Raw genomic sequence first — 24,106 nt, forward strand, 5'->3', positions numbered from 1 at the left:
GAGCAGGCTCGCTCCCACTTTGGATCTGTGTCGTTCACAAACCCCCTGTGGGAGCGAGCCTGCTCGCGAATGGGGCGACTCGGTCTTAATGAGACTCCCCAGCCTTCAACCCTTGTGGCAATTTCTTGGTCAACAAAATCGCCAACATACTGATCCCCAACGCAATCCCGACAAAGTGAAACGCATCGTTGTAAGCCATGATCGCCGCCTGTTGATGGACGATCTCACTCAGCTTGCCCAACGCCGCCGTGTCACTGCCAAACCGATCGGTCATCGACGCCAGTCGCTCCGCCACCTGCGGATTTGTCGGCACTACCGCCTCACGCAAATAATCGAAGTAAGTCTTGGTGCGCGCATCCAGCAATGTCGCGAGCAGGGCAATACCAATCGCGCCGCCCAGATTTCGCAGGATATTGAACAGACTCGACGCCGACCCCGCGTCCTGCGGAAGGATATACGCCGTGGCGATCAGCGAAATGGTCACCATGATCAACGGCTGCCCCAGCGCGCGAATAATCTGGATCTGATTGAACTGCGGCCCGGCAAAGTCCGGGTTGAGCACCCCCGAAGAAAAACTCGCCAGCCCGAACAACCCGAAACCAATCGTGCACAGCCATTTCGGCGAAACAAACTTCATCAGCTTCGGCACCAGCGGAATCAGAAACAGCTGTGGCACGCCCATCCACATGATCACTTCGCCGATTTGCAGGGCGTTGTAGTTCTGGATCTGCGCCAGGTACAGCGGCAACAGATAGATCGAACCGTACAACCCGACACCCATGCCCAGGCTGGAAATACTCGACAAGCCAAAATTGCGATTACGCAGAATCCCGAGGTTGATCAGCGGATTCGGTTTGGAAATCTGCACGATCACAAAGGTGATCAGGCTCACCAGGGCAATGCTGCCCAGTGTCACGATCAGGCTTGATTCCAGCCAGTCCTTGCGATGGCCTTCTTCAAGAAACACTTGCAAACAACCCAGGCCAATCCCTAACGTGAGGATGCCGGTGTAGTCGGTGCTTTTCAGCAGTTCCCAGTGCGCTTCTTTCTTCTCTAGCCCGTACATCAGGCCGGCGATCATGATCAGGCCCGGCGGAATGTTGATATAGAAAATGTACTCCCAGCCCCAGTTTTCCGTGAGCCAGCCGCCCAGCGTCGGGCCGATGGACGGCGCGAACGTCGCGGTCATGGCGAACATCGCCATGCCTTTCGCACGGTGGTGTTCGGGTAGTTTGATCAGGGTCAGGGTGAACGCCAACGGGATCAGCGCGCCCCCAGTGAAACCTTGCATGGCGCGAAACACGATCATGCTTTCCAGGCTCCAGGCCATCGAGCACAGCAGCGAGGAAACCAGAAAACCCAGCGACACCCACACCGCCAGACGTCGCGCCGACAGCAGTTGCACCAGCCACGCGGTCAGCGGGATCATGATGATTTCCGCGACCAGATAAGAGGTGGAAATCCACGAGCCTTCTTCCAGCGTCGCCGACAACGCACCCTGAATATCTTTCAGCGACGAGTTGGTGATCTGGATGTCGAGCACCGCCATAAAGGCGCCGAGCATCACGCTCATCACCGCAATCCAATCGCGCCGGGTCGGTTCGCCGACCGGGCGGATCAGTGAATCACCGGCCATTGTCCGGGGCGTCTTTGATGTTCACGGTGGCGGTGGCGGACATGCCCGGGCGGATTTTGCCGTGCAGCGGGTTGTCAGCCTTGAAGGTCAGTTTCACTGGAATCCGTTGCACGACTTTGGTGAAGTTGCCGGTGGCGTTGTCCGGTGGCAGCAGGCTGAACTGCGCGCCGGAGGCGGCGAACAGGCTGTCGACCCGTGCTTCGATCGGTGTGTCGCCATACGCGTCGAACGTCAGCTCGGCTTTTTGTCCGGGTTGCATGCGACCGATCTGGGTTTCCTTGAAGTTGGCCTGCACCCAGATGTCTTCGTCCGGGACGATCGACAGCAGATAGGCACCGGCCTGCACCACTTGACCATTGCGCGCGGCGCGCTGTCCGACCAGGCCACTGATTGGCGCGTGGATTTCGCTGCGGGTCAGGTTGAGTTCGGCTTGCGCCAGATCGGCGCGGGCGTTGGCGATCTGTGCGTCGAGGCGTTTGATTTCTGCGTTCAGGGCGTTGACCTGTTGGCGCTGGCCCTGTGCGTCGGCTTGCGCCTTGGCCACTTGCGAACGGGCGATATGCGCGTCAGCGGAGAGGGTGGTCACGCGTTCTTCGGAAACATAACCGGGTTTGCGCAGGGTTTCGGCACGCGACAAATCCATTTGCGAACGGCCGAGCGTCGCTTGGGTGGTCGCCACCTGCGCGTCGCTGGCGGCGATCAAGCTCGATTGCTGAGTCAGTTTGCTCTGCGCTTGCAGGCGTTCGGCTTCGCGGGTGGCGAGGGCGGCGTTGGCGCGGTCGATGGCCAGACGAAAATCATTCGGTTCGAGGCGCACCAGCAACTGGCCTTTTTCCACGTGTTGATTGTCCTGCACCAGCACTTCGTCGATGCGCGCGCTCAACTGGCTCGACACACGGGTGATTTCGCCCTGGACATAAGCGTTGTCAGTGCTTTCATAAAAGCGTCCCTTGAAAAACCAATGGGCGAAAAAGCCCCCGGCGATCAGCAGGACGAGCAGCAGGAAAATCAACAGGCGACGCTTGAGTTGGGCAGGCATGGGCAAACTGTAGTCGATGATTTGTAAGGAAAGTTATCAGCAGGCGAATCTGGCATACAGCCGATCAACGGTAAATGCCATCCGTTGATATTTGCCCATTCACCACGGCTTACGGGCGTTCCAGACGCAAACTTGGCTTAAATGCCCTGCCTGCTGGAGCGGGGCGGGTGTCGCCTGTTACCATTCGCCGCTTGATTGTTTTGCTTTTCATTCTTTTCGAGACATGCCATGACCACCGTCCGCACTCGCATCGCGCCATCGCCTACCGGGGATCCCCACGTAGGTACCGCTTACATCGCATTGTTCAACTACTGCTTTGCCAAGCAGCATGGCGGTGAGTTCATCCTGCGGATCGAAGACACCGACCAGTTGCGTTCGACCCGCGAGTCCGAACAGCAGATCTTCGACGCCCTGCGCTGGTTGGGTATCGACTGGAGCGAAGGCCCGGACGTCGGCGGCCCGCACGGCCCGTATCGCCAGAGCGAGCGCGGCGACATCTATCAGAAGTACTGCCAGCAACTGGTCGACATGGGCCACGCGTTCCCATGCTTCTGCACCGCTGAAGAACTCGATCAGATGCGCGCCGAGCAAATGGCCCGCGGCGAAACCCCACGCTACGATGGCCGCGCGCTGCTGCTGTCGAAGGAAGAAGTCGCCGCCCGTCTGGCCGCCGGCGAACCGCACGTGATCCGCATGAAAGTGCCGAGCGAAGGCGTTTGCGTGGTGCCGGACATGCTCCGTGGCGATGTCGAGATCCCGTGGGATCGCATGGACATGCAAGTGCTGATGAAGACCGACGGCCTGCCGACGTACTTCCTCGCCAACGTCGTCGATGATCACCTGATGGGCATCACCCACGTGCTGCGTGGCGAAGAGTGGCTGCCATCGGCGCCGAAACTGATTCTGTTGTACGAATACTTCGGCTGGGAGCAGCCGGAACTGTGCTACATGCCGCTGCTGCGTAACCCGGACAAGAGCAAGCTGTCCAAGCGCAAGAACCCGACCTCGGTGACGTTCTACGAGCGCATGGGCTTCATGCCGGAAGCGATGCTCAACTACCTCGGCCGCATGGGCTGGTCGATGCCGGACGAGCGCGAGAAGTTCTCGCTGCAGGAAATGGTCGACAACTTTGATCTCAAGCGTGTTTCGCTGGGTGGGCCGATCTTCGACATCGAAAAGCTGTCGTGGCTCAACGGCCAATGGCTGCGTGACCTGCCGGTGGAAGAGTTTGCCAGCCGTCTGCAGACCTGGGCATTGAACCCGGAATACATGATGAAGATCGCGCCGCTGGTTCAGGGCCGCGTTGAAACCTTCAGCCAGGTTGCACCGCTGGGCGGGTTCTTCTTCGCCGGTGGCGTCAATCCGGATGCCAAGCTGTTTGAATCGAAAAAGCTCTCGGGCGATCAGGTTCGGCAGTTGATGCAGTTGATCCTGTGGAAGCTGGAAAGCCTGCGTCAGTGGGAGAAGGACAGCATCACCGCGACGATTCAGGCTGTGGTCGAATCGCTGGAGTTGAAACTGCGCGATGCTATGCCGCTGATGTTTGCGGCGATCACCGGGCAGGCGAGTTCGGTGTCGGTGCTTGATGCAATGGAAATCATTGGCCCGGACCTGACCCGTTATCGTCTGCGTCAGGCGATTGACCTGCTGGGCGGCGTGTCGAAGAAAGAAAACAAAGAGTGGGAAAAGCTGCTGGGCGCTATCGCCTGATTGCTTTTGCTTCTCTGTAGGAGCTGCCGAAGGCTGCGATCTTTTGATCCTGCCTTCGGCGCTTCTCCCGAATTTACGGGGGGAGGGCGGTAAGTGATTGTTATGCCGACGAAAAACTTTGAAAAATTTCAAAAATAAGTTTGACAGACTTTCGATACGCCCTTAAGATTCGCCCCGTCCTCAGCGATGACATTAACGATGAGGGGCTATAGCTCAGCTGGGAGAGCGCCTGCATGGCATGCAGGAGGTCAACGGTTCGATCCCGTTTAGCTCCACCAATTTACACTTCGAAGCTTGGCCACACCGGCTTCGAAGCGATCAACACTCAGCGTTGATCAGTTGTATAGAAGGGTTTACGTCCCCTTCGTCTAGTGGCCTAGGACACCGCCCTTTCACGGCGGTAACAGGGGTTCGAGTCCCCTAGGGGACGCCAGTTTTACAGAAGCGATGTTGCAAAATGTCGCTCCGCCGCGAGGCGAAAAATCCGGGGCTTTAGCTCAGCTGGGAGAGCGCCTGCATGGCATGCAGGAGGTCAGCGGTTCGATCCCGCTAAGCTCCACCAATTTTACAAGTTCAAGGTCTGGCCACACCGACCTTGAATCGATCAGTTCTCAGCGCTGATCAGTTGTATAGAAGGTTTGTGTCCCCTTCGTCTAGTGGCCTAGGACACCGCCCTTTCACGGCGGTAACAGGGGTTCGAGTCCCCTAGGGGACGCCACGATTACCCGCTCTGCGGGATTTTATAAGGGTCATTCAATTATTGAATGGCCCTTTTGTTTGTCTGGCGTTTGGCCAATTCTCCTTTTTCCTTACACTGTGCTTCAGACCAGCGGTCATATCCTTGACTTGCAGAATATTATTATGCGAATAATATTCTAGTCGTAATATTCGGAGGCAACGATGAACGATAAAAAAGCTCAAACCCGCGAACGCATCCTCAAGGCTGCCAGCGCCGCACTGATTCAGCGCGGCCCGGCTGACCCTAGCGTGGGCGAAGTGATGGGCGCAGCCGGCCTCACTGTCGGCGGCTTCTATGCGCACTTCGAAAGCAAGGACGCAATGATGCTCGAAGCGTTCAAGCAACTGCTCGGTCGCCGCCGCGACCTGATTGCCGACATGGATGCCGAGTTGACCGGTGAAGAGCGCCGCGCCCTGGTCGCAGCGTTCTACCTGTCGCGCAAGCACCGTGATTCCAGTGACGCGGCGTGTCCGATTCCAGCTTCGATTGGCGAGTTGGGTCGTTTGCCGGAATCGTTCCGCATCGCGCTGAACGAACACCTGGAGTTGATGATTGCGCAGTTGGCGTCCAGCCCCGAGGACACCGACAAAGCTCTGGCCGACGTGGCCTTGATGGTGGGTGGTCTGGCCCTCGCAAGGGCGCTGGGCCCGGGAGATTTATCCGATCGATTGCTGCGCGCTGCCAAGTCGGCGGTGCGTTGACCTGAAGGCAACAGGCCTGAGGAGAGAGCGATGAACACGTTGAAGTGGATTCGTGGCGTTAATGGCACCTTGGGCTGGATTGCACCGAAGCAGGTAGCGAGCAAAATGCGTCTGGCGTTCATGACGCCGCGGGCGCTGCCTCTACGGGATTGGGAATTGCCACTGCTGGCCAGTTCCGAGCGCATCACTTTGCGCTTTGGCCTCTCGGCGCTGCGCTGGGGTCAGGGCCCGACCGTGCTGCTGATGCACGGTTGGGAAGGGCGGCCCACTCAGTTCGCCGCACTGATTACCGCGCTGGTCGAGGCCGGTTATACCGTCGTCGCGCTCGATGGTCCGGCCCACGGTCGCTCGCCGGGGCGTGAAGCCAATGTGGTGTTGTTCGCTCGGGCGATGCTCGAAGCCGCTGCCGAGTTGCCGCCGCTGCAAGCGGTGATCGGTCACTCCATGGGCGGCGCCAGCGCCATGCTCGCCGTGCAATTGGGCTTGCGCACTGAAACGCTGGTCAGCATTGCTGCGCCGGCTCGAATACTCGGCGTACTGCGCGGTTTCGCCCGCTACGTTGGCATGCCACCCCGTGCCCGTTCCGCCTTCATTCGCCAGGTTGAGCAAGATGTCGGGATGCGCGCCGCCACGCTCGACGTTGCCCACTATCAACTGGATATGCCCGGCCTGATCGTGCATGCCGAGGACGATAATTTCGTCTCGGTCAAGGAATCGCAACTGATCCACGAATCCTGGTTCGACAGTCGCCTGTTGCGCCTTGAAGGCGGCGGGCACCAGCGCGTGCTGGCCGACCCTCGGGTGATTGATGGCGTGTTATCACTGCTGGCCGGCCGCAGCCTTCAGGCGCGCCAATCGGCCTGAGCTCCGTTACACTGCCCCGGTTGAATACATTGACCGGGAGTGGGGCATGGGCTGGGATCGGGCAACGCCGTTTACCATTGATCTGCAAGTAGGCGCCGAGGACATCGACGGGTTGGGCCACGCGAACAACGCGGTGTACGTGACCTGGCTGGAACGTTGCGCCTGGCGCCACTCGCAGCGTCTGGGTCTGGATCTGGTCGAGTATCGGCGACTGGATCGGGCGATGGCCGTGGTCCGTCACGAAATCGATTATCTGGCGGCGGCCTATGAAGGCGATGAACTGCAATTGGCGACGTGGATTGTCGATTGGGATCAACGCTTGAAGATGACCCGGCATTTCCAACTCAAGCGCCCGAGTGACAACACCACGCTGTTGCGTGCGCAAACCACGTTTGTCTGCATCGAACTGTCCACGGGCAAGCCGAAGCGCATGCCGGCTGAGTTCATCGAAGGCTACGGCCCGGCGATCCTTGCCTCAGCCTGACCCGATCCCTGTAGGAGCTGCCGAAGGCTGCGATCTTTTGATTTTGCTGTTTGCAGATCAAAATCAAGATCAAAAGATCGCAGCCTTCGGCAGCTCCTACAAGGGATCTGCGGTTTTTCTCGATATCCAGTAAACTGCCGCACGTTTTTCTTCAAGTAGTGTTTTCCCATGCAAATTGCTCTGGCGCCCATGGAGGGGTTGGTCGACGACATCCTTCGCGACGTGCTGACCCGCGTTGGCGGCATCGACTGGTGCGTCACCGAATTCATTCGCGTCAACGACCAGTTGCTCACGCCGGCCTATTTCCACAAGTTCGGCCCGGAGCTGCTCAACGGTGCCCGCACCGCGTCCGGTGTGCCATTGCGCGTGCAATTGCTCGGTTCCGACCCGGTGTGCCTGGCGGAAAACGCTGCACTGGCCTGCGAACTCGGCTCCGAGGTGATCGACCTCAACTTCGGCTGCCCGGCCAAGACCGTGAACAAATCCCGTGGCGGCGCCGTGCTGCTGAAAGAGCCTGAACTGCTCAATCAGATCGTCGAACACGTGCGCCGCGCCGTACCCGCGCATATTCCTGTGACTGCGAAAATGCGCCTGGGCTTCGATAGCCCCGACGGTTCGCTGGTCTGCGCCACGGCATTGGCTGAGGGCGGCGCCGAGCACATCGTGGTTCACGCCCGAACCAAGATGGACGGCTACAAACCGCCAGCGCACTGGGAGTGGATTCCGCGCGTGCAGGACGTGGTCAAAGTTCCGGTGTTTGCCAACGGCGATATCTGGAGCGTTGAAGACTGGCGGCGTTGCCGCGAAATCAGTGGCGTGGAAGACATCATGCTCGGTCGCGGTCTGGTGTCGCGCCCGGATCTGGCCAGGCAGATCGCCGCCGCTCGTGCCGGTGAGGAAGTCGTCGAGATGACCTGGGCCGAGCTGATGCCGCTGATTCAGGACTTCTGGCTGCAGGCCAAAGCGCAGATGACCGCACGCCAGTCGCCGGGCCGCTTGAAGCAATGGCTGGCCATGCTGACGCGCAATTATCCCGAGGCTACCGAGCTGTTCACCGTGCTGCGCCGTGAGACCGAGCCGGATCATGTCTCGCGTTTGCTCGGTCTGCCGGTCGCCGAAGCAGCCTGAAAAAAATCTGCAAATAATCTCTTGAAATCAAATCAGCGGTCCCTATCTAAGGGTTACGCGATGCCGAATTCGGGTCGCGGAGTCAAAAAACCTTGCTGATTTTTTTCAGGAGATTTGAACCATGAGTACTGCATTTTCCCTCGCGCCACTGTTCCGTTCCTCGGTGGGTTTCGACCGTTTCAACGACCTGTTCGAAACCGCCCTGCGCAACGAGCCAGGCAGCAGCTATCCACCTTACAACGTGGAAAAACACGGTGATGACCAATACCGCATCGTCGTTGCGGCAGCCGGTTTCCAGGAAGAAGACCTGGAGCTGCAAGTCGAGAAAGGCGTGCTGACCATCAGTGGCGGCAAGCGTGATGCCGACGAAGGCGTGACCTTCCTGCACCAAGGCATCGCCCAGCGTGCGTTCAAGCTGTCCTTCCGTCTGGCCGATCACATCGAGATCAAGGCGGCAGATCTGAAAAACGGTCTGTTGAGCATCGACCTGTTGCGAGTGATCCCGGAAGAAGCGAAAGCCAAACGCATCCCGATCAACGGGACGCAGAAGCCGGCGTTGCAGCACTGAGTCATGTGCCGCAACACAATCGTCTGAACGGACGATGAGCCGCTGAATGAAGGCCCCGATACGTCGGGGCCTTTTTTGTGCGCGCAAGAAAAGCGCTGTACGACTTTGCCGCTGGCGGCGGTTTCTCTACAATCCGCGGCAGTTTTGCCGACCCCCATTCCTCACCGGTCGGCCTGGAGCCTTTTTTCATGGACGAGATTCAACAGCGCTGGCTGTGCGCTTTGTCTGCGCCAATGGCAGCGATCAATACCGGCGCCAGCTACGACGACCCCGCGTTCTGCGACGATCGCTACATCGACCTGAAAGACAGCTGGGGTATCGACGACCGTGGGCAATTGTTCGAAATGCTCGAACGGATGACCGACGACGGCCATGCCAAGCACCTGAGTGCAGCCTATCTGGCGTGGCAGCGCTGTCTGCCGAGTGAATGGCAGGCCTTGCTCGACGACCTGAGTCCCCGCGAACGCATCCTGCATGAGTTTGCCAGTCGCACTTTTGGCAGTTGTGGGCCGGGCGGGATTCTGTCCTGGGACTATGGCCGCATGGGTTTTCTGTTGCGCTGCGCGGTGCGCAACCAGTGGGTCGATCTGGATGAAAGCAACTGGCTGCACAGTCGTTTAGCCCTCAGAGCGCAATTTCACTACGGTAGCTGGATGGCTTACTTCGATGGCTTTGTCGTGGGCCGGACCTTCTGGTCCTGCCTGAGCGCCAGCGACGATGAGCTGGCGCGCGAACTCGATCGACAAGGCGCCAACGCCCTTAATGTGCGGATTGCCCGTGGGCTTGCGGAGAACATTCCTCGGTTCCTTGCTGATTTGCCGTGGCATATGGAAATCGATTTGCCGCCACGCCCGGCATCGCTCAAGGAGTTCGACTGGTCATGAGTTGCTGGATCCGCCTGGGCATCGAGCCTACTAACGACGAAACCCTGATTCGCAACGCCTACCGCGCACGCTTGCCGGCGCATCACCCGGAGACTGACCCGCAAGGTTTCCAGGCGCTGCGCATGGCCTACGAAAACGCCCTGCGTCTGGCGCGTGAAGAAGAGGATGAGGAAGAAGAGTACGAGGAACAGCCCGCAGCGTCAGAGCAGGAGGTCGTTGAGGTCCCACGGGCATTCATGGATTTCTGCGAGCTGCTGGATGATCCCGCTCGCCGCTTCAATTTCGCCGCTTGGCAGGCATTTGTCCGGGGGCTGGATGAACTGTCACTGGACGTGCTCGATGACCTCAGTTGGGGCTTGTACCACCGGATGGCCGACGCCGGTCCGTTGTCGTACCGCTGCGCGAATCTGTTGGCTAAACGTATGGCCTGGGATCAGCAGTTGCTGGATCTGGGCTTCGACGACGCGCATCAGGTGGGCTTCTTTCTCCAGCGAATCGAAACGCCGGACCCGTTCGACACGGATCTGATGGGAACCTGGTCAGAGGCTGCACAGACCGAATCACTCTGGTACGCCCGCAGCCTCGATTTCATCTTCACCCAGCGCCCACTCCATGAGTTCGCCGACTTTGCCGGTCGCCACACGTGCCTGCCGTTGCCCAATGATGCCGCGTTCCTCAAACGGCTGTTGGTGCAGTTCACTCAGGCGGGCATCGGCGTGCCGATATTTTTGCAGTGCTGCGTCGAACAGCAGGCTGCAGCCCCGGATGATGTCGACTGGCTTTACCTGTTGGCCTGTCAAAGCAGTCTGCTGGGGCGCGACGATCAGGCGTTGCCTTGCTGGATCCGGCTGTGGAACGAGCATCGCCATCCGATGGCGGAAAGTCGTTTGCTGGAACTGTGCGCCAAGCGCCAGCCGGCTTTTCTGCCGCTGTTGATTCAGGCATTCGATCGCTTGCAGGGCATCTCTGACTGGTCAGGGGATCTTGCCGATGACTGCCAGGTGTTTGGCAGCCCGTCACAACACCCCGAAACACTGAACCGTTGGCTGGGTGTCGGCAGGCTGAAGCTTGACGGCCTTGCGCAAAGCTTTGTCGATTGGCGTATCACGGGTGATGAGCTGCCATTGCTCGCGCAATTGCTGGGCGAACATGCCGACAGCCGATTGCTGCATCTGTACCGCCACGCCTGGGTGCTGCATCGGGGTGATGCGGCGTTGTTGCAGCAGATTGTGGATGCACCGCTGCCGATCGATGCCCTCGAAAGCCTGGTGATGAGCGGACTCAAATATCAGGCTGCGCAACACTTGCGCTGGCTGAGCGAGGCACCGATAGCGCTGGCCATGAGTGCTTTCTGCGATGCGCATCCAAGTCCCCAGCCATTGCCGCAGGTGCTGACAAAAGGTGAGCCGCACAAAGTCTGTCGTCTGTGGTTGCGCCGCCTGCGGCCCTATAACGATGCTGCACTGGAACGAATCGCCGAAGCGTTCAAGCTGGCTGCTGTCAAAGACGACTGTGACTTGTCCGAGCTCGACTTGATGCTTCAGTTGAGCCGTCGCGGGATTCAGTTGCCGCCGGTCGGGCTGGGTGAGGCCACCTGGGAGTGGCACGCGCAGACCTTGTTCTTGCTGGCATTGCTGGAACAGCCCGAACGCTGGCTGCAAATGATGAATGCGCAGTGCGTGGAGCGCCTGCCATTCAACCCGGCCCATCCCTTGAGTCGCCTGCAACCTCTGTTGCGGCGCTTGCAGCGTGAGCAAGGCCATTGCGCCGGTTTGCTCGGATGGCTGCAAGGCAGTGATCCGGTACACGGCTTGTTGGTGCAGCAATTGTTCAGCGTACAGCAGGCACTCGACAGCGCGCGGTTGCCGGCCAATACCCTGCTTTACACCTGCCTCGAAAGCGATCGTGCTGCCTGCGGCGATGATTTGCTGGGGTTGATGATGTTCTGGGGCGTGCTCTATCACGACCCGAGTCTGAGTGCCGAACAGCACCGCGCATTGTTGCAGTCGATCGCGGCGATCAGCTGCGAGGACGATTGGTTCGAAGGCTTCCGCGACGGCTTGATCAAAGGCGAGCCGGTGTGGCCGCCGCGCAAAGTGCTGACCGATTTTGGCGTCGACAAACTGTTGGCGTATGAAACGCTGGATGCGCTCAAGGGCTTGATTCGCTATGGCGCTGCTGGCGTGCCGAAAACACGCGTCCTGCGCCAACTGCAACAGGGCAAGGACGATGTGCAGAACAGCATCGGGCTGCGCCTGGCCCTGTGCGCGTTATTGTCCTGGTCAGAACGTTTGCTGCTGGCGAAAAGCGATGTACAGCCGGTTGCGGCGAGAGCGATCTGGCGTCTGGGATCGCGGTTGGGCCGCAAGGCGTTTATCGCTCAGGTCCTGGCCTGCTTGGTGATTGCGCCGGTGGCCGGGCTGATCAGCGGCACCACGGGCGCTGGCATTCTTATCCTGTTGCTCGGTGTTTTGCTGCTGCTGGGTGCGATTCTGCGTCGCTTGCACGACATGGGCCGGGGCATCCCGACATTGTTGATTTTCATGGCGCTGGCACCGATGTTGCCATTCCTGCCGTTGCTGCTGTTCGGCTTTCCCGGTGACAAGTTGCCCAACCGCTATGGTGTGCCGCCGGACAGCGGCGATAGCGAGGTGCTGTCCGGCGGTCTGCAGGCTGCCTTGCGGCGGCTCAACGGCTAGAGGCGCAGTTGATCCAGTGCCTTGTTCAGCTCTGTGCGATGGCTGGCGATCTCCACTGATTGCTGGCCGCCGAGCACTGTGGTGAAACTGTGCAGCCACTCGGCAATGTGCTCGCGTTGCGCACCGAGGCTCTGCATCCATGCCCGCTCCAGACGGGCCAGCAATGTGCGGTTGGGCAGTGCATCGCGTGGATGGACCTTCAGCGTCGACAGCCGGTTATGGCTGTCTCGGCGCGCTTGCTCATCCAGGCCCGTGGGGCTGCGGTCAATGCTGTGACTGTGACGCTCGCCGGTTTCGAGCAGGGTGACGTCCACCTCGAGCAAACCGTTGATGTCATAACTGAAACGTACATCCAGCGCCTGGATGTGCGCGGTGGGCGTCAAGGTGACATCGAAAGCGTCAATGAGAATGTTGTCGCACACCCACGGCCGCTCACCCTGATAGACCGCGATGCGCAGCACCGACTGCTGAGGATGGGTGGTGTAATAGCGTTCCACCCGTGACGTCGGGATGATGGTGTTACGTTCGATGATCGGCGAAAACGCGCCGTCGATGTCTTTGCCACGGATGGTCTCGATACCCAGCGTATACGGGCAGACATCCGTCAGAATCAACTCTTCAACCGCCCCGTCACGCGCCTTGCACGCCGCTTGCGTCGCTGCCCCCAGCGCAACAATGGTATCCGGATCAAGATGCCGGTAAGGCAGACGTCCGAACAGCGTGGCGACCATCTGCTGCACCGCCGGCATGCGCGTGGCGCCGCCGACCAGCACCAGGCTGTCGAGGTCGCGCGGCTTCAGTCGGGCATCGCGCAGGGCCTGTTCTATCGGAGCGCGCAAACGCGCCAGCAGAGGCTCCCAGATTTTTACCGCAGCCGCTTCATCCAGTGACCATTCGAACGTCTTGTCGGCGTGGCGCCAGCTCAGGTGTTGAATGCCTTCGCCGAGTTTGCATTTCAGTTGCTCAAGCGCATCACCGAGGCTGGCCATGCTTTGCGCATCGACCATGGCCGGGGTCAGTTGCCAGTGTTTCAGGCAGGCCTGCAACAGCGCAGCGGTGAAGTCTTCGCCGCCGAGAAAGTTGTCGCCGGTGGAGGCGTGTACTTCGATCAGAGGCAAAGCGTATTCCAGCACCGTAACGTCGAAGGTGCCGCCGCCCAGATCGAAGATCAGCGTGCGTTCGAACTTCTGCTCATGCAGCCCGTAAGCCATGGCAGCGGCGGTCGGCTCGTTGATCAGACGCGTCACCGAGAGCCCGGCCAGTTCGGCGGCGAACAGCGTGCGTTTGCGTTGTTCATCGCTGAAATACGCCGGCACGGAAATCACCGCTTCCGACACGGCGTGGCCGAGAAAGGCTTCGGCGTCCTGCTTGAGTGAGCCGAGCACCAGCGCCGACAACTCTTCGGGGCTGAACTGACGTGTGCCGAGCTGGACTTGTTTATCGCTGCCCATGAAACGCTTGAACGCCGCAGCGGTTCGCTCCGGGTGCGTGGTCAGGCGGGCGCGGGCGGCTTTACCGACCAGAATCGTGTCGTCTTCATCGAGGCTGACCACCGAGGGCGTCAGCACATCGCCCAGAGCATTGGGAATCAGGCGGGCCTGACCGTCCTGCCAGACGGCGATCAGACTGTTGGTGGTGCCAAGGTCGATGCCCAGCAGAGCCGGGCGGGGGAGGGTTGCATCCTGCATGACAGATCTCGAAACGGCGCAAAAAACGCGACCCTACAGGTTGCCGCAAACCGTGGCAATTGCGCGTCTGTTGCAACGTGCACCGGTTATGGCAGGAGCTTTTTCAGATCATCGAGCGCAACCGGTCGGCTATGCAGATAGCCCTGATACAAATGGCAGCCCAGACCTTGCAGGAACGCCAGTTGTTCGGGGGTCTCCACACCTTCTGCAATCACCTCCAGCTCGAGGCTGCGCGCCATGGCGACGATCGCGCGGATGATCTCGGCATCGTTCGGATCGGTCGTCGCATCGCGGATAAACGATTGATCGATTTTCAGCGTGTCCACCGGCAGGCGCTTGAGGTAAGTCAGCGACGAATAACCGGTGCCGAAATCATCCATGGCGAAACTTACGCCGAGCTTTTTCAGCCGGCGCATTTTGCTGATGGTGTCTTCCAGATTCTGGATGACGATACCTTCGGTGATTTCCAGTTTCAGCAGCGAGCAGGGCAAGCCATGGCTGCTCATGCTGTGCTCGATGCGTTCGACGAAGTCGTTCTGGCGGAACTGCCGTGGACTGATGTTCACGCACAGGCTGAAATTCAGCGGATCGACCAGCTTCAGCACAATAAGTTGTTTGAAGGCGTTGCAGGCTTCGTCGAGGATCCATGTACCAACTTCGAGAATCAGGCCGCTGTCCTCCAGCACTTTGATGAACTCGGTGGGTGACTGTGCGCCCAGTTCCGGGTGATTCCAGCGCACCAGGGCTTCGGCGCCAATGATGCGGTTGTCGCGGGCGTCGACCTGCGGCTGAAAGTGCACGTTGAATTCACCGCGCGACAGCGCCAGACGCAAGTCAGTCTCCATGCGTAGCCGTTCGCTGGCGGCTTTCTGCATGGTGTTGTGATACATCTGCGTGGTGTTGCGCCCGGAATCCTTGGCCCGGTACAGGGCAATGTCGGCGCGTTTGAGCAGGTCGGTCGGCGTCGAGCCATGATCGGGGATCAGCGCCACGCCGATGCTCGGCGTCACTTGCAGGCGCTGGCCGTCGAGGAACATCGGTTCCGAGAGCAGTTCACGCAGGGTGTCGGCCAGATTGCGCACTTGCGCGCTGACTTCATTGCGCGAGCCTTCGAGGCCGCTGAGCAGCACGACAAACTCGTCGCCACCGAGGCGCGCGACCGTGTCTTCCATGCGCACACTGGCTTCGAGCCGCGCGGTGATGATCTTCAGCACCGTGTCGCCGACCGGATGGCCGAGGGAATCGTTGATGTGCTTGAAGTGATCGAGATCGAGGAAAAGTAGCGCGCCACGCAGGTTGTGGCGCTTGAGCAGGGCGATCTGCTGGCTCAGGCGATCCATCAGCAAGGCGCGATTGGGCAGGTTGGTCAGCGGGTCGTGATAGGCCAGATGGCGAATCTGCGCTTCGGCGTTTTTCAGCAGGCTGACGTCCCGCGCGGTCAGCAGCAGGCACGCGGTTTCATTGAGAGTGATCGGCTCGACCGAGACCTCCACGGTCAGCATTTCCCCGCGTTTGTTGCGCCCGAGCATTTCCTGATGGTGCACGCGGCCCTTGATCTGCAACTCGGCGAGTAACGCCGAACGCTGTTTCTCTTCAGCCCAAATACCCACCTGATAAACCGTTTTGCCCACGACCTCTTCGGCACGATAGCCAGTGAGACGGCAAAAACCGTCGTTGACCTCCAGATAACGCCCGGTGTCGCGTTCGGTGATGGTGATTGCGTCGGGACTGGAGTGGAATGCCTTGGCGAATTTCTCCTCACTGGCTTTCAGCGCCGCTTCCGAGCGCTGCTGCTGGGTGATGTCGCGCAGAGTGGTGACGATACACGGCTGATCGCCGACGCTGATCTGTCGGCTGGAGATCACACAGGTCAGCGACTGGCCGTCCTTGTGCTGGACGATGATCGCGACATTGCTCAAACCCTGTTCGCGGATGACCCGTTCGATGCGTTGCAGGCTTTTTGCCGAGGCGTCCCACAGGCCGATTTCTTCGGCGGTGTGACCGATGACGTCGGCGGCGCTCCAGCCGAACGTCTGGGTAAAACTGTTATTGATTTCGATGAACTCGCCACTGTCCTGGCGGGTGACGCAGATCGGGTCCGGGCTGACCTGGAACAGCGTGGCGAATTTCTCTTCCGAGGCCACCAACCGCTGTTCACGTTCGACCTGATCGGTGATGTCGAGCAACGTCCCGGCCATGCGCAGCGGCGCGCCATTATCGTCACGGTAGAGGCGGGCACGGCTTTCCAGATAGCGCGAGCTGCCGTCCGGCAGTTGCACGCGATAGGTCAGTTGATAATTGCCCGCCGGGCCTTCGCGCAGGCTGCGGTAGGCGTCGCGCATGCTGTCGCGCTCTTCGCCGGGCACGCCTTCGAAAAACTCTTCGAACGATTCATGAAACGGTTTCGGTTCCAGACCGTGCAATTGCGCGGCCCGCGCCGAGCCGTAGAGCATGCCGCTGGGAATGTGCCAGTCCCAGGTGCCGAGTTGCGCCGAGTCCAGCGCCAGATCGAGACGTTCCTGGCTGTCCTTCAAGGCGTGTTCGGCGGCTTTGCGTTCGGTGGTGTCGAGGAAGGTGCTGAGCAGATAGGGCTGGCCTTCGAGTTCGACTTTCTGCGCACTGAGAATGCCGTCGTGGATCTGCCCGTTGCTGGCGCGAAACTGCACTTCCATGCTGATCAATTCGCCCTTGGTGTTGGTCTTCTTGACCAGTTCGGCGCGCTGCTCAGGATGTACCCACAGGCCCAGTTCCAGCGTGGTACGACCGATGGCGCTCTGCACCGGCCAGCCGAACAGGCTTTCGAAATACTGATTGGCCTCGCTGATCAGGCCGTCTTCCTGGCGGGTCAGCAGGACCATGTTCGGGCACAGGTGAAAAAGTGTCGCGAAACGTTTCTCCGAGCTGCTCAGGGCCTGTTCGCGTTGGCGCTGGTGGGTGATTTCACGAATCACCCCGATCATTCGGGGACGGCCGTTTTTATCCGGCAACAGGCTGCCGCTGATCTCCAGCCAGTGCAGGCTGCCGTCGGGCCAGCGGATGCGGTGGTGCATCGCCTGTTCCAGCGGCGCCCCGGCAATCACCGCGTGGAAGGCGCGGACGGTTTTCGCCCGGTCTTCCGGCGGCAGCAAGTCGAGGTATTCCAGATCTTTGGGCAGCGGTTGCCGAGGATCGAAGCCGAATAAGGCCTGGGTACCACGCGACCAACTGATCTGCCCGCGCTCGATGTCCCAATACCAGGCGCCGAGCCGCGCACCGTTGAGCGCCGCCAGCAATTGCGGCGCGCTTTCCCAGCTCTGCTCGGAATGACGCGGGTCAATCGCCTGAATACGCGGCATCGGCGGAATTCGGTCAACAGATTTCGGCATCGTGGACAAGCCTTGAGCTGATGGTGGCGTTAGGCACAGGGGCGGCGGCTCTATAGGAGTAGCACAAGTTGGCCTCAAGTCCCTGGCAGATCGATTTGTGCGTCCAGCAGTGCCATAAAGGCTTTTGCCGCATTCGATAGCGTCCGTTCGGTGTGCAGGATATAGCCTAGCTGGCGAGTGAGCTGTATGCCCGGTAAAGCGATGCTCGCCACTTGATCATCGAGCATGGTGCGCGGCAAAACGCTCCAGGCCAGGCCAATCGACACCATCATCTTGATGGTTTCCAGGTAGTTGGTGCTCATGGCGATGTTCGGCGTCAGCCCTTGGGCCTCGAACAAGCGTTGGACAATATGGTGGGTAAAGGTGTTGCCGCCGGGGAAAACCGCCGGATGACCGGCAATGTCCGCCAGATTGACCGGGCCATTGCTGATCAGCGAATGCTCCGGGGCGACCACGAAATCCAGCGGGTCGTCCCAGACAGGTGTGGCTTTGACCAGTGCGTGAGGTTCCGGCGCCAGGGTGATGACTGCCAGTTCAGCGCGGCCATGGAGAATTTCCTCGTAGGCCACTTCCGAATCGAGGAACTGAATATCCAGCGCCACCTGTGGGTAACGGCGGGTGAATTCCCTTAGGAGTGGCGGCAAACGGTGCAAACCGATGTGGTGACTGGTGGCCAGGGTCAGGCGACCGCTGACTTCGCCGGTGAGGTTGGTCAGGGCGCGACGGGTATCGTCCAGCACGTTGAGAATCTGATACGCCCGTGGCAGCAGGGCGCGGCCGGCCTCGGTCAGGCCGACTTCACGGCCCAGCCGATCAAACAGGCGCACCTTCAATTGCTGCTCCAGCCCGGCGATGCGTTTGCTGATCGCCGGCTGCGTCAGGTGCAGCCGTTCGCCGGCGCCGGAGAAGCTGCCGGTCTCGGCAATCGCGATAAAAGCGTTGAGGTTGGCCAGATCCATGTTCGTATTCCAGTTGGTTATCCAAAGCATAAAAAATATGAATTTGAGTTATTTAATCTAACCCCATAGGATCGGCCTCACAAGCCAAAGGGTTATTGATAAGCCCAAGGCATAGAAACAAGCTGATGAGGAACCGTCTGATGGCCGGCAAAACGCTCTACGACAAGCTCTGGGATTCGCATTTGGTCAAGCAGCGCGACGATGGCTCGGCGCTGATCTATATCGATCGTCACATCATTCACGAAGTGACTTCGCCGCAAGCCTTTGAAGGCCTGCGTCTGGCCGGGCGCAAGCCTTGGCGCATCGATGCCAACATCGCGACCCCGGACCACAACGTACCAACGACGCCAGAGCGCAAGGGCGGCATCGAAGCCATTGCCGATCAGGTTTCGCGTTTGCAGGTTCAGACCCTCGATGACAACTGCGATGAATACGGCATCGTCGAATTCAAGATGAACGACGTCCGCCAAGGCATCGTCCACGTCATCAGCCCGGAGCAGGGCGCGACCTTGCCGGGCATGACCGTGGTCTGCGGCGACTCGCACACCTCGACTCACGGCGCCTTCGGCGCTCTGGCGCACGGTATCGGCACTTCCGAGGTCGAGCATGTGCTCGCCACCCAGTGTCTGGTCGCGAAGAAAATGAAAAACATGCTGGTGCGCGTTGAAGGGCAATTGCCGTTCGGCGTGACCGCCAAGGACATCGTCCTCGCGGTCATCGGCAAGATCGGCACCGCCGGCGGTAACGGCCACGCCATCGAATTCGCTGGCAGCGCGATCCGCGACTTGTCCGTCGAAGGCCGCATGACCATCTGCAACATGTCCATCGAAGCCGGCGCCCGCGTTGGCTTGGTGGCAGCGGATCAAAAGACCGTCGATTACGTGAAGGGCCGTCCATTCGCTCCGAAAGGCGCGGAATGGGACATGGCCGTCGAAGCCTGGAAAGATCTGGTCTCCGACGCCGACGCCAAGTTCGACACCGTGGTCGAACTCGACGCTGCGCAGATCAAGCCGCAAGTCAGCTGGGGCACTTCGCCGGAAATGGTTCTGGCCGTTGATCAGAACGTGCCGGACCCGGCCAAAGAGATGGATCTGGTCAAGCGCGACTCGATCGTCCGCGCCTTGAAATACATGGGTTTGACCGCCAATCAGGCGATCACCGACATTCAGCTGGATCGCGTGTTTATCGGTTCCTGCACCAACTCGCGGATCGAAGACTTGCGCGCTGCAGCGGTGATCGCCAAGGGCCGCAAGGTCGCTTCGACCATCAAGCAAGCGATCGTGGTGCCGGGCTCGGGTCTGGTCAAAGCGCAGGCTGAAGCCGAAGGTCTCGACAAGATTTTCCTCGAAGCCGGTTTTGAATGGCGTGAGCCGGGTTGCTCGATGTGCCTGGCGATGAACCCGGACCGTTTGGAGTCCGGCGAGCATTGCGCCTCGACTTCCAACCGTAACTTCGAGGGCCGTCAGGGCGCCGGTGGCCGGACCCACCTCGTCAGCCCGGCCATGGCGGCTGCGGCAGCGGTGAACGGTCGTTTCATCGACGTTCGTGAATTGATTTAAAGGAGCGCAGCATGAAAGCTTTTACCCAGCACACTGGTCTTGTTGCGCCTTTGGATCGTGCCAACGTCGACACCGACCAGATCATTCCGAAGCAGTTCTTGAAGTCGATCAAACGCACCGGTTTCGGTCCGAACCTGTTCGACGAATGGCGTTACCTTGATGTCGGCCAGCCGTATCAGGACAACTCCAAACGCCCGCTGAACAAGGACTTCGTCCTTAACGCCGAGCGTTATCAAGGCGCCAGCGTCTTGCTGGCCCGTGAGAACTTCGGTTGCGGTTCCAGCCGTGAACACGCGCCGTGGGCGCTGGAAGAATACGGTTTCCGCAGCATCATCGCGCCGAGCTACGCCGACATCTTCTTCAACAACAGCTTCAAGAACGGCTTGCTGCCGATCATCTTGAGCGACGCTGAAGTGGATGAGTTGTTCAAGCAGGTCGAGGCCGAGCCGGGTTATCAGTTGCAGGTCGATCTGCAGGCGCAGACCGTGACCCGTCCGGATGGCAAGGTGTACAGCTTTGAGATCGATGCGTTCCGCAAGCACTGCCTGTTGAATGGTCTGGACGATATCGGCCTGACCTTGCAGGACGGTGATGCGATTGCGACGTTTGAGGCCAAGCATCGTGTGAGCCAACCGTGGTTGTTCCGCGACGCGTGATTGATTCGAGATTGATGTAGTCAGGGCCGGCCCCTTCGCGAGCAGGCTCGCTCCCACACTTGAAATGCATTCCCCTGTGGGAGCGAGCCTGCTCGCGAAGGGGCCAGCCCAAACAACACAAATACAGGATGTGGCCATGACCAGCACCGCCCAGCACACCCAGGTCGTACAAAAGCAATTCGGTGAACAGGCCGCCGCCTACCTGAGCAGCGCCGTTCACGCGCAAGGCACCGAATTCGCCCTGCTACAAGCTGAGCTGGCCGGGCAGGGCGAAGCGCGGGTGCTGGACTTGGGCTGCGGCGCCGGTCACGTCAGTTTCCACGTCGCACCGCTGGTCAGGGAAGTGGTCGCCTACGACCTGTCGCAGCAAATGCTCGACGTGGTCGCCGCCGCTGCCGTTGAACGCGGCATGAGCAACATTGCCACGGTCAACGGCGCCGCCGAGCGTCTGCCGTTTGCCGATGGCGAGTTCGACTTCGTGTTCAGCCGGTATTCGGCGCATCACTGGAGCGATCTCGGTGTGGCTCTGCGTGAAGTGCGCCGGGTGCTGAAACCGGGCGGTGTGGCGGCGTTCGTTGATGTGTTGTCACCGGGCAGTCCGTTGTTCGACACTTACCTGCAAAGCGTCGAGGTACTGCGCGACACCAGTCATGTGCGCGATTATTCCGCCGCCGAATGGTTGCGGCAGGTCAGCGAGGCCGGTTTGCATGTGCGCAGTACCACGCGTCAGCGCCTGCGTCTGGAGTACACCAGTTGGGTTGAACGCATGCGTACACCCGAAGTGATGCGCGCAGCGATCCGCCAGTTGCAGCAGTCGATGGGCAACGAAGTGCGCGAATATTTCGAGATTGATGCCGACGGCTCGTTCAGTACCGATGTGATCGTACTGATGGCCGAGCGATAAGAATTTTTCCGGGCGCGCCGGTAAAGGCGCACCGACTGAAGACACGAGGAAAGCATGAGCAAGCAGATTCTGATTCTCCCAGGTGACGGTATTGGTCCGGAAATCATGGCCGAAGCGGTCAAGGTGCTGGAGCTGGCCAACGACAAATACAGCCTGGGCTTCGAGCTGAGCCATGACGTGATCGGTGGCGCCGCCATCGACAAGCACGGCGTGCCGCTGGCCGACGAAACCCTCGACCGCGCCCGCGCTGCTGACGCTGTGCTGCTGGGCGCCGTTGGCGGCCCGAAATGGGACGCCATCGAGCGTGACATCCGCCCTGAACGCGGCCTGCTGAAAATCCGTGCGCAATTGGGCCTGTTCGGCAACCTGCGTCCGGCGATCCTTTATCCGCAACTGGCTGACGCGTCTAGCCTGAAGCCGGAAATCGTTGCCGGTCTGGACATCCTCATCGTCCGTGAGCTGACCGGTGGCATCTACTTCGGCGCGCCGCGCGGCACCCGTACTCTGGAAAACGGCGAGCGTCAGTCCTACGACACGCTGCCGTACAGCGAGAGCGAAATCCGCCGCATCGCCCGTGTCGGTTTCGACATGGCCATGGTCCGTGGCAAGAAGCTCTGCTCGGTGGACAAGGCCAACGTGCTGGCGTCCAGCCAACTGTGGCGTGAAGTGGTCGAGCAAGTGGCCAAGGATTACCCGGAAGTCGAACTGAGCCACATGTACGTCGACAACGCTGCGATGCAACTGGTGCGCGCGCCGAAGCAGTTCGACGTGATCGTCACCGACAACCTGTTCGGCGACATCCTGTCCGACGAAGCGTCGATGCTCACCGGCTCCATCGGCATGTTGCCGTCGGCCTCGCTGGATTCGAACAACAAGGGCATGTACGAGCCTTGCCACGGTTCCGCTCCGGACATCGCTGGCAAAGGCATCGCCAACCCGTTGGCGACCATTCTGTCGGTGTCGATGATGCTGCGTTACAGCTTCAATCTGCATGACGCGGCCGATGCCATCGAGAAAGCCGTGAGCGTGGTGCTGGATCAAGGCCTGCGCACCGGTGACATCTATTCGGCCGGTTGCAGCAAAGTCGGTACGCAGGAAATGGGCGACGCAGTAGTCGCCGCGCTGCGGAATCTGTAATCTCTCGGGCCCGCTGCGAAATTCAATACAAAGCAGCGGCCCACTTTTCAAGAAGGTGTAGTTGCGATGAAACGTGTAGGTCTGATCGGTTGGCGCGGGATGGTCGGTTCCGTGCTCATGCAGCGGATGCTGGAAGAGCAGGATTTCGATCTAATCGAGCCGGTGTTTTTCACCACGTCCAACGTCGGTGGCCAAGGCCCGTCCGTGGGCAAGGACATTGCTCCGCTCAAGGATGCTTACAGCATTGACGAGCTGAAGACCCTCGACGTGATTCTGACCTGCCAGGGCGGCGACTACACCAGCGAAGTGTTCCCCAAGCTGCGCGAAGCCGGCTGGCAGGGTTACTGGATCGACGCGGCCTCGAGCCTGCGCATGAACGATGACGCGGTGATCATTCTTGATCCGGTCAACCGCAAGGTCATCGACCAGCAGCTCGACGCGGGCACCAAGAACTACATCGGCGGCAACTGCACCGTCAGCCTGATGCTGATGGGTCTGGGCGGTCTGTTCGAGGCCGGTCTGGTCGAGTGGATGAGCGCCATGACCTATCAGGCGGCCTCCGGTGCCGGCGCGCAGAACATGCGTGAACTGATCAAGCAAATGGGCGCGACCCACGCCGCTGTCGCCGATCAACTGGCCGATCCTGCCAGTGCGATCCTCGACATCGACCGTCGCGTTGCCGACGCCATGCGCAGCGAAGCGTATCCGACCGAAAACTTCGGCGTACCTTTGGCCGGCAGCCTGATCCCGTGGATCGACAAGGAACTGCCGAACGGCCAGAGCCGTGAAGAGTGGAAAGCCCAGGCCGAGACCAACAAGATTCTCGGTCGCTTCAAGAGCCCGATCCCGGTCGACGGCATCTGCGTGCGCATCGGCGCGATGCGTTGCCACAGCCAGGCGCTGACCATCAAGCTGAACAAAGACGTACCGATCGCCGATATCGAAGGGCTGATCAGCCAGCACAACCCTTGGGTCAAACTGGTGCCGAACCAGCGCGAAATCAGCATGCAGGAGCTGAGTCCGACCAAGGTCACCGGCACCCTGAATGTTCCGGTGGGTCGTCTGCGCAAGCTGAACATGGGTTCGCAATTCGTCGGTGCCTTCACCGTCGGCGACCAACTGCTGTGGGGCGCGGCCGAACCGCTGCGTCGCATGCTGCGGATTTTGCTTGAGCGTTGATCGCTTGAAGTAATGAAAGAACCCGTGCCTTGTGAGAGGTGCGGGTTTTTTTATGCCTGGAGTTTCTAGGGTGTCTGGACTGGCCTCATCGCTGGCAAGCCAGCTCCCACAGTGTTCAGTGTTGTACACAAGATTCATGCACAACACAGAAACCTGTGGGAGCTGGCTTGCCAGCGATGAGGCCGGTTGAGGCACCGCAAATCCCCG

At 60.0% G+C, this 24,106-nt stretch carries 18 protein-coding genes and 4 tRNA genes; 17 read left to right on the forward strand and 5 right to left on the reverse strand.

The window, feature by feature from the left end; all coding sequences use genetic code 11:
* Positions 1 to 85: 85 nt before the first annotated feature.
* Together RMV17_RS09810 and RMV17_RS09815 are read right to left on the reverse strand one after the other, a co-directional pair.
* Positions 86 to 1,576: an MDR family MFS transporter gene (locus tag RMV17_RS09810; RefSeq protein WP_175555719.1), complete on the reverse strand. Its 1,491-nt coding sequence runs from the start codon at positions 1,574 to 1,576 to the stop codon at positions 86 to 88.
* 49 nt (positions 1,577 to 1,625) lie between these two features.
* Entirely contained in the window at positions 1,626 to 2,675 is a 1,050-nt protein-coding gene (locus tag RMV17_RS09815) for an HlyD family secretion protein (RefSeq protein ID WP_311886379.1), read from the reverse strand.
* A 228-nt stretch (positions 2,676 to 2,903) separates the two neighbouring features.
* On the opposite strand from RMV17_RS09815, the gene gltX reads away from it, so the two are divergent.
* The 12 genes from gltX (at position 2,904) to RMV17_RS09875 (ending at position 12,452) form a co-directional block, all read left to right on the forward strand.
* Positions 2,904 to 4,385 (forward strand): glutamate--tRNA ligase, encoded by a 1,482-nt coding sequence (gltX, locus tag RMV17_RS09820; RefSeq protein ID WP_311886380.1) that lies wholly within the window; start codon positions 2,904 to 2,906, stop codon positions 4,383 to 4,385.
* A 202-nt stretch (positions 4,386 to 4,587) separates the two neighbouring features.
* Positions 4,588 to 4,663 (forward strand) — tRNA-Ala (locus RMV17_RS09825).
* Between the two features lie 79 nt (positions 4,664 to 4,742).
* Positions 4,743 to 4,818 (forward strand) — tRNA-Glu (locus RMV17_RS09830).
* Between the two features lie 53 nt (positions 4,819 to 4,871).
* Positions 4,872 to 4,947, forward strand: a tRNA-Ala gene (locus RMV17_RS09835).
* 80 nt (positions 4,948 to 5,027) lie between these two features.
* Positions 5,028 to 5,103, forward strand: a tRNA-Glu gene (locus tag RMV17_RS09840).
* 182 nt (positions 5,104 to 5,285) lie between these two features.
* A complete protein-coding gene (locus tag RMV17_RS09845; RefSeq protein WP_007913421.1) occupies positions 5,286 to 5,825 on the forward strand; it encodes a TetR/AcrR family transcriptional regulator in 540 nt (179 codons plus the stop codon).
* 30 nt (positions 5,826 to 5,855) lie between these two features.
* A complete protein-coding gene (locus RMV17_RS09850; RefSeq protein WP_311886381.1) occupies positions 5,856 to 6,689 on the forward strand; it encodes an alpha/beta fold hydrolase in 834 nt (277 codons plus the stop codon).
* Positions 6,690 to 6,735: 46 nt separating this feature from the next.
* Positions 6,736 to 7,173, forward strand: a complete 438-nt coding sequence (locus tag RMV17_RS09855; protein WP_175554842.1) for a thioesterase family protein — start codon at positions 6,736 to 6,738, stop codon at positions 7,171 to 7,173.
* A 168-nt stretch (positions 7,174 to 7,341) separates the two neighbouring features.
* Positions 7,342 to 8,301, forward strand: a complete 960-nt coding sequence (locus tag RMV17_RS09860) for a tRNA dihydrouridine synthase (protein ID WP_007913426.1) — start codon at positions 7,342 to 7,344, stop codon at positions 8,299 to 8,301.
* A gap of 121 nt (positions 8,302 to 8,422) precedes the next feature.
* Positions 8,423 to 8,869 (forward strand): Hsp20 family protein, encoded by a 447-nt coding sequence (locus tag RMV17_RS09865; RefSeq protein WP_311886382.1) that lies wholly within the window; start codon positions 8,423 to 8,425, stop codon positions 8,867 to 8,869.
* Positions 8,870 to 9,057: 188 nt separating this feature from the next.
* On the forward strand, positions 9,058 to 9,753 hold the full coding sequence (locus RMV17_RS09870) for a DUF1266 domain-containing protein (RefSeq protein WP_108226680.1): 696 nt from the start codon (positions 9,058 to 9,060) through the stop codon (positions 9,751 to 9,753).
* Positions 9,750 to 12,452: a J domain-containing protein gene (locus tag RMV17_RS09875; protein ID WP_311886383.1), complete on the forward strand. Its 2,703-nt coding sequence runs from the start codon at positions 9,750 to 9,752 to the stop codon at positions 12,450 to 12,452. Before RMV17_RS09870 ends, RMV17_RS09875 begins: the two co-directional genes overlap by 4 nt.
* On the opposite strand, the gene RMV17_RS09880 is transcribed toward RMV17_RS09875, so the two are convergent.
* From RMV17_RS09880 to RMV17_RS09890, 3 genes are all read right to left on the reverse strand, one after another.
* Positions 12,449 to 14,140 (reverse strand): molecular chaperone HscC, encoded by a 1,692-nt coding sequence (locus tag RMV17_RS09880; protein ID WP_311886384.1) that lies wholly within the window; start codon positions 14,138 to 14,140, stop codon positions 12,449 to 12,451. The genes RMV17_RS09875 and RMV17_RS09880 overlap by 4 nt on opposite strands.
* Positions 14,141 to 14,226: 86 nt before the next feature.
* Positions 14,227 to 17,505, reverse strand: a complete 3,279-nt coding sequence (locus RMV17_RS09885) for a PAS domain S-box protein (protein ID WP_311886385.1) — start codon at positions 17,503 to 17,505, stop codon at positions 14,227 to 14,229.
* Between the two features lie 74 nt (positions 17,506 to 17,579).
* Positions 17,580 to 18,464: a LysR family transcriptional regulator gene (locus RMV17_RS09890; protein WP_311886386.1), complete on the reverse strand. Its 885-nt coding sequence runs from the start codon at positions 18,462 to 18,464 to the stop codon at positions 17,580 to 17,582.
* Between the two features lie 140 nt (positions 18,465 to 18,604).
* Between RMV17_RS09890 and leuC the strand changes: the two genes are divergently transcribed.
* The 5 genes from leuC to asd all read left to right on the forward strand — a co-directional run bounded on the left by leuC (position 18,605) and on the right by asd (position 23,899).
* Positions 18,605 to 20,023 (forward strand): 3-isopropylmalate dehydratase large subunit, encoded by a 1,419-nt coding sequence (leuC, locus tag RMV17_RS09895; RefSeq protein WP_016984527.1) that lies wholly within the window; start codon positions 18,605 to 18,607, stop codon positions 20,021 to 20,023.
* A gap of 11 nt (positions 20,024 to 20,034) precedes the next feature.
* A complete protein-coding gene (gene leuD, locus RMV17_RS09900) occupies positions 20,035 to 20,679 on the forward strand; it encodes a 3-isopropylmalate dehydratase small subunit (RefSeq protein ID WP_007913445.1) in 645 nt (214 codons plus the stop codon).
* Between the two features lie 136 nt (positions 20,680 to 20,815).
* Positions 20,816 to 21,583, forward strand: coding sequence for a class I SAM-dependent methyltransferase (locus RMV17_RS09905; protein WP_311886387.1), 768 nt, complete (start codon positions 20,816 to 20,818; stop codon positions 21,581 to 21,583).
* Positions 21,584 to 21,637: 54 nt separating this feature from the next.
* Positions 21,638 to 22,720, forward strand: a complete 1,083-nt coding sequence (gene leuB, locus RMV17_RS09910) for a 3-isopropylmalate dehydrogenase (protein ID WP_311886388.1) — start codon at positions 21,638 to 21,640, stop codon at positions 22,718 to 22,720.
* Between the two features lie 66 nt (positions 22,721 to 22,786).
* The gene (gene asd / locus RMV17_RS09915; protein ID WP_007913448.1) at positions 22,787 to 23,899 is read left to right on the forward strand and encodes an aspartate-semialdehyde dehydrogenase; all 1,113 of its coding nucleotides are present in this window, start codon (positions 22,787 to 22,789) and stop codon (positions 23,897 to 23,899) included.
* Positions 23,900 to 24,106 lie beyond the last annotated feature (207 nt).

This window comes from Pseudomonas sp. VD-NE ins (assembly GCF_031882575.1).
GTDB classification, from domain to species: Bacteria; Pseudomonadota; Gammaproteobacteria; order Pseudomonadales; family Pseudomonadaceae; genus Aquipseudomonas; species Aquipseudomonas fluorescens_BZ.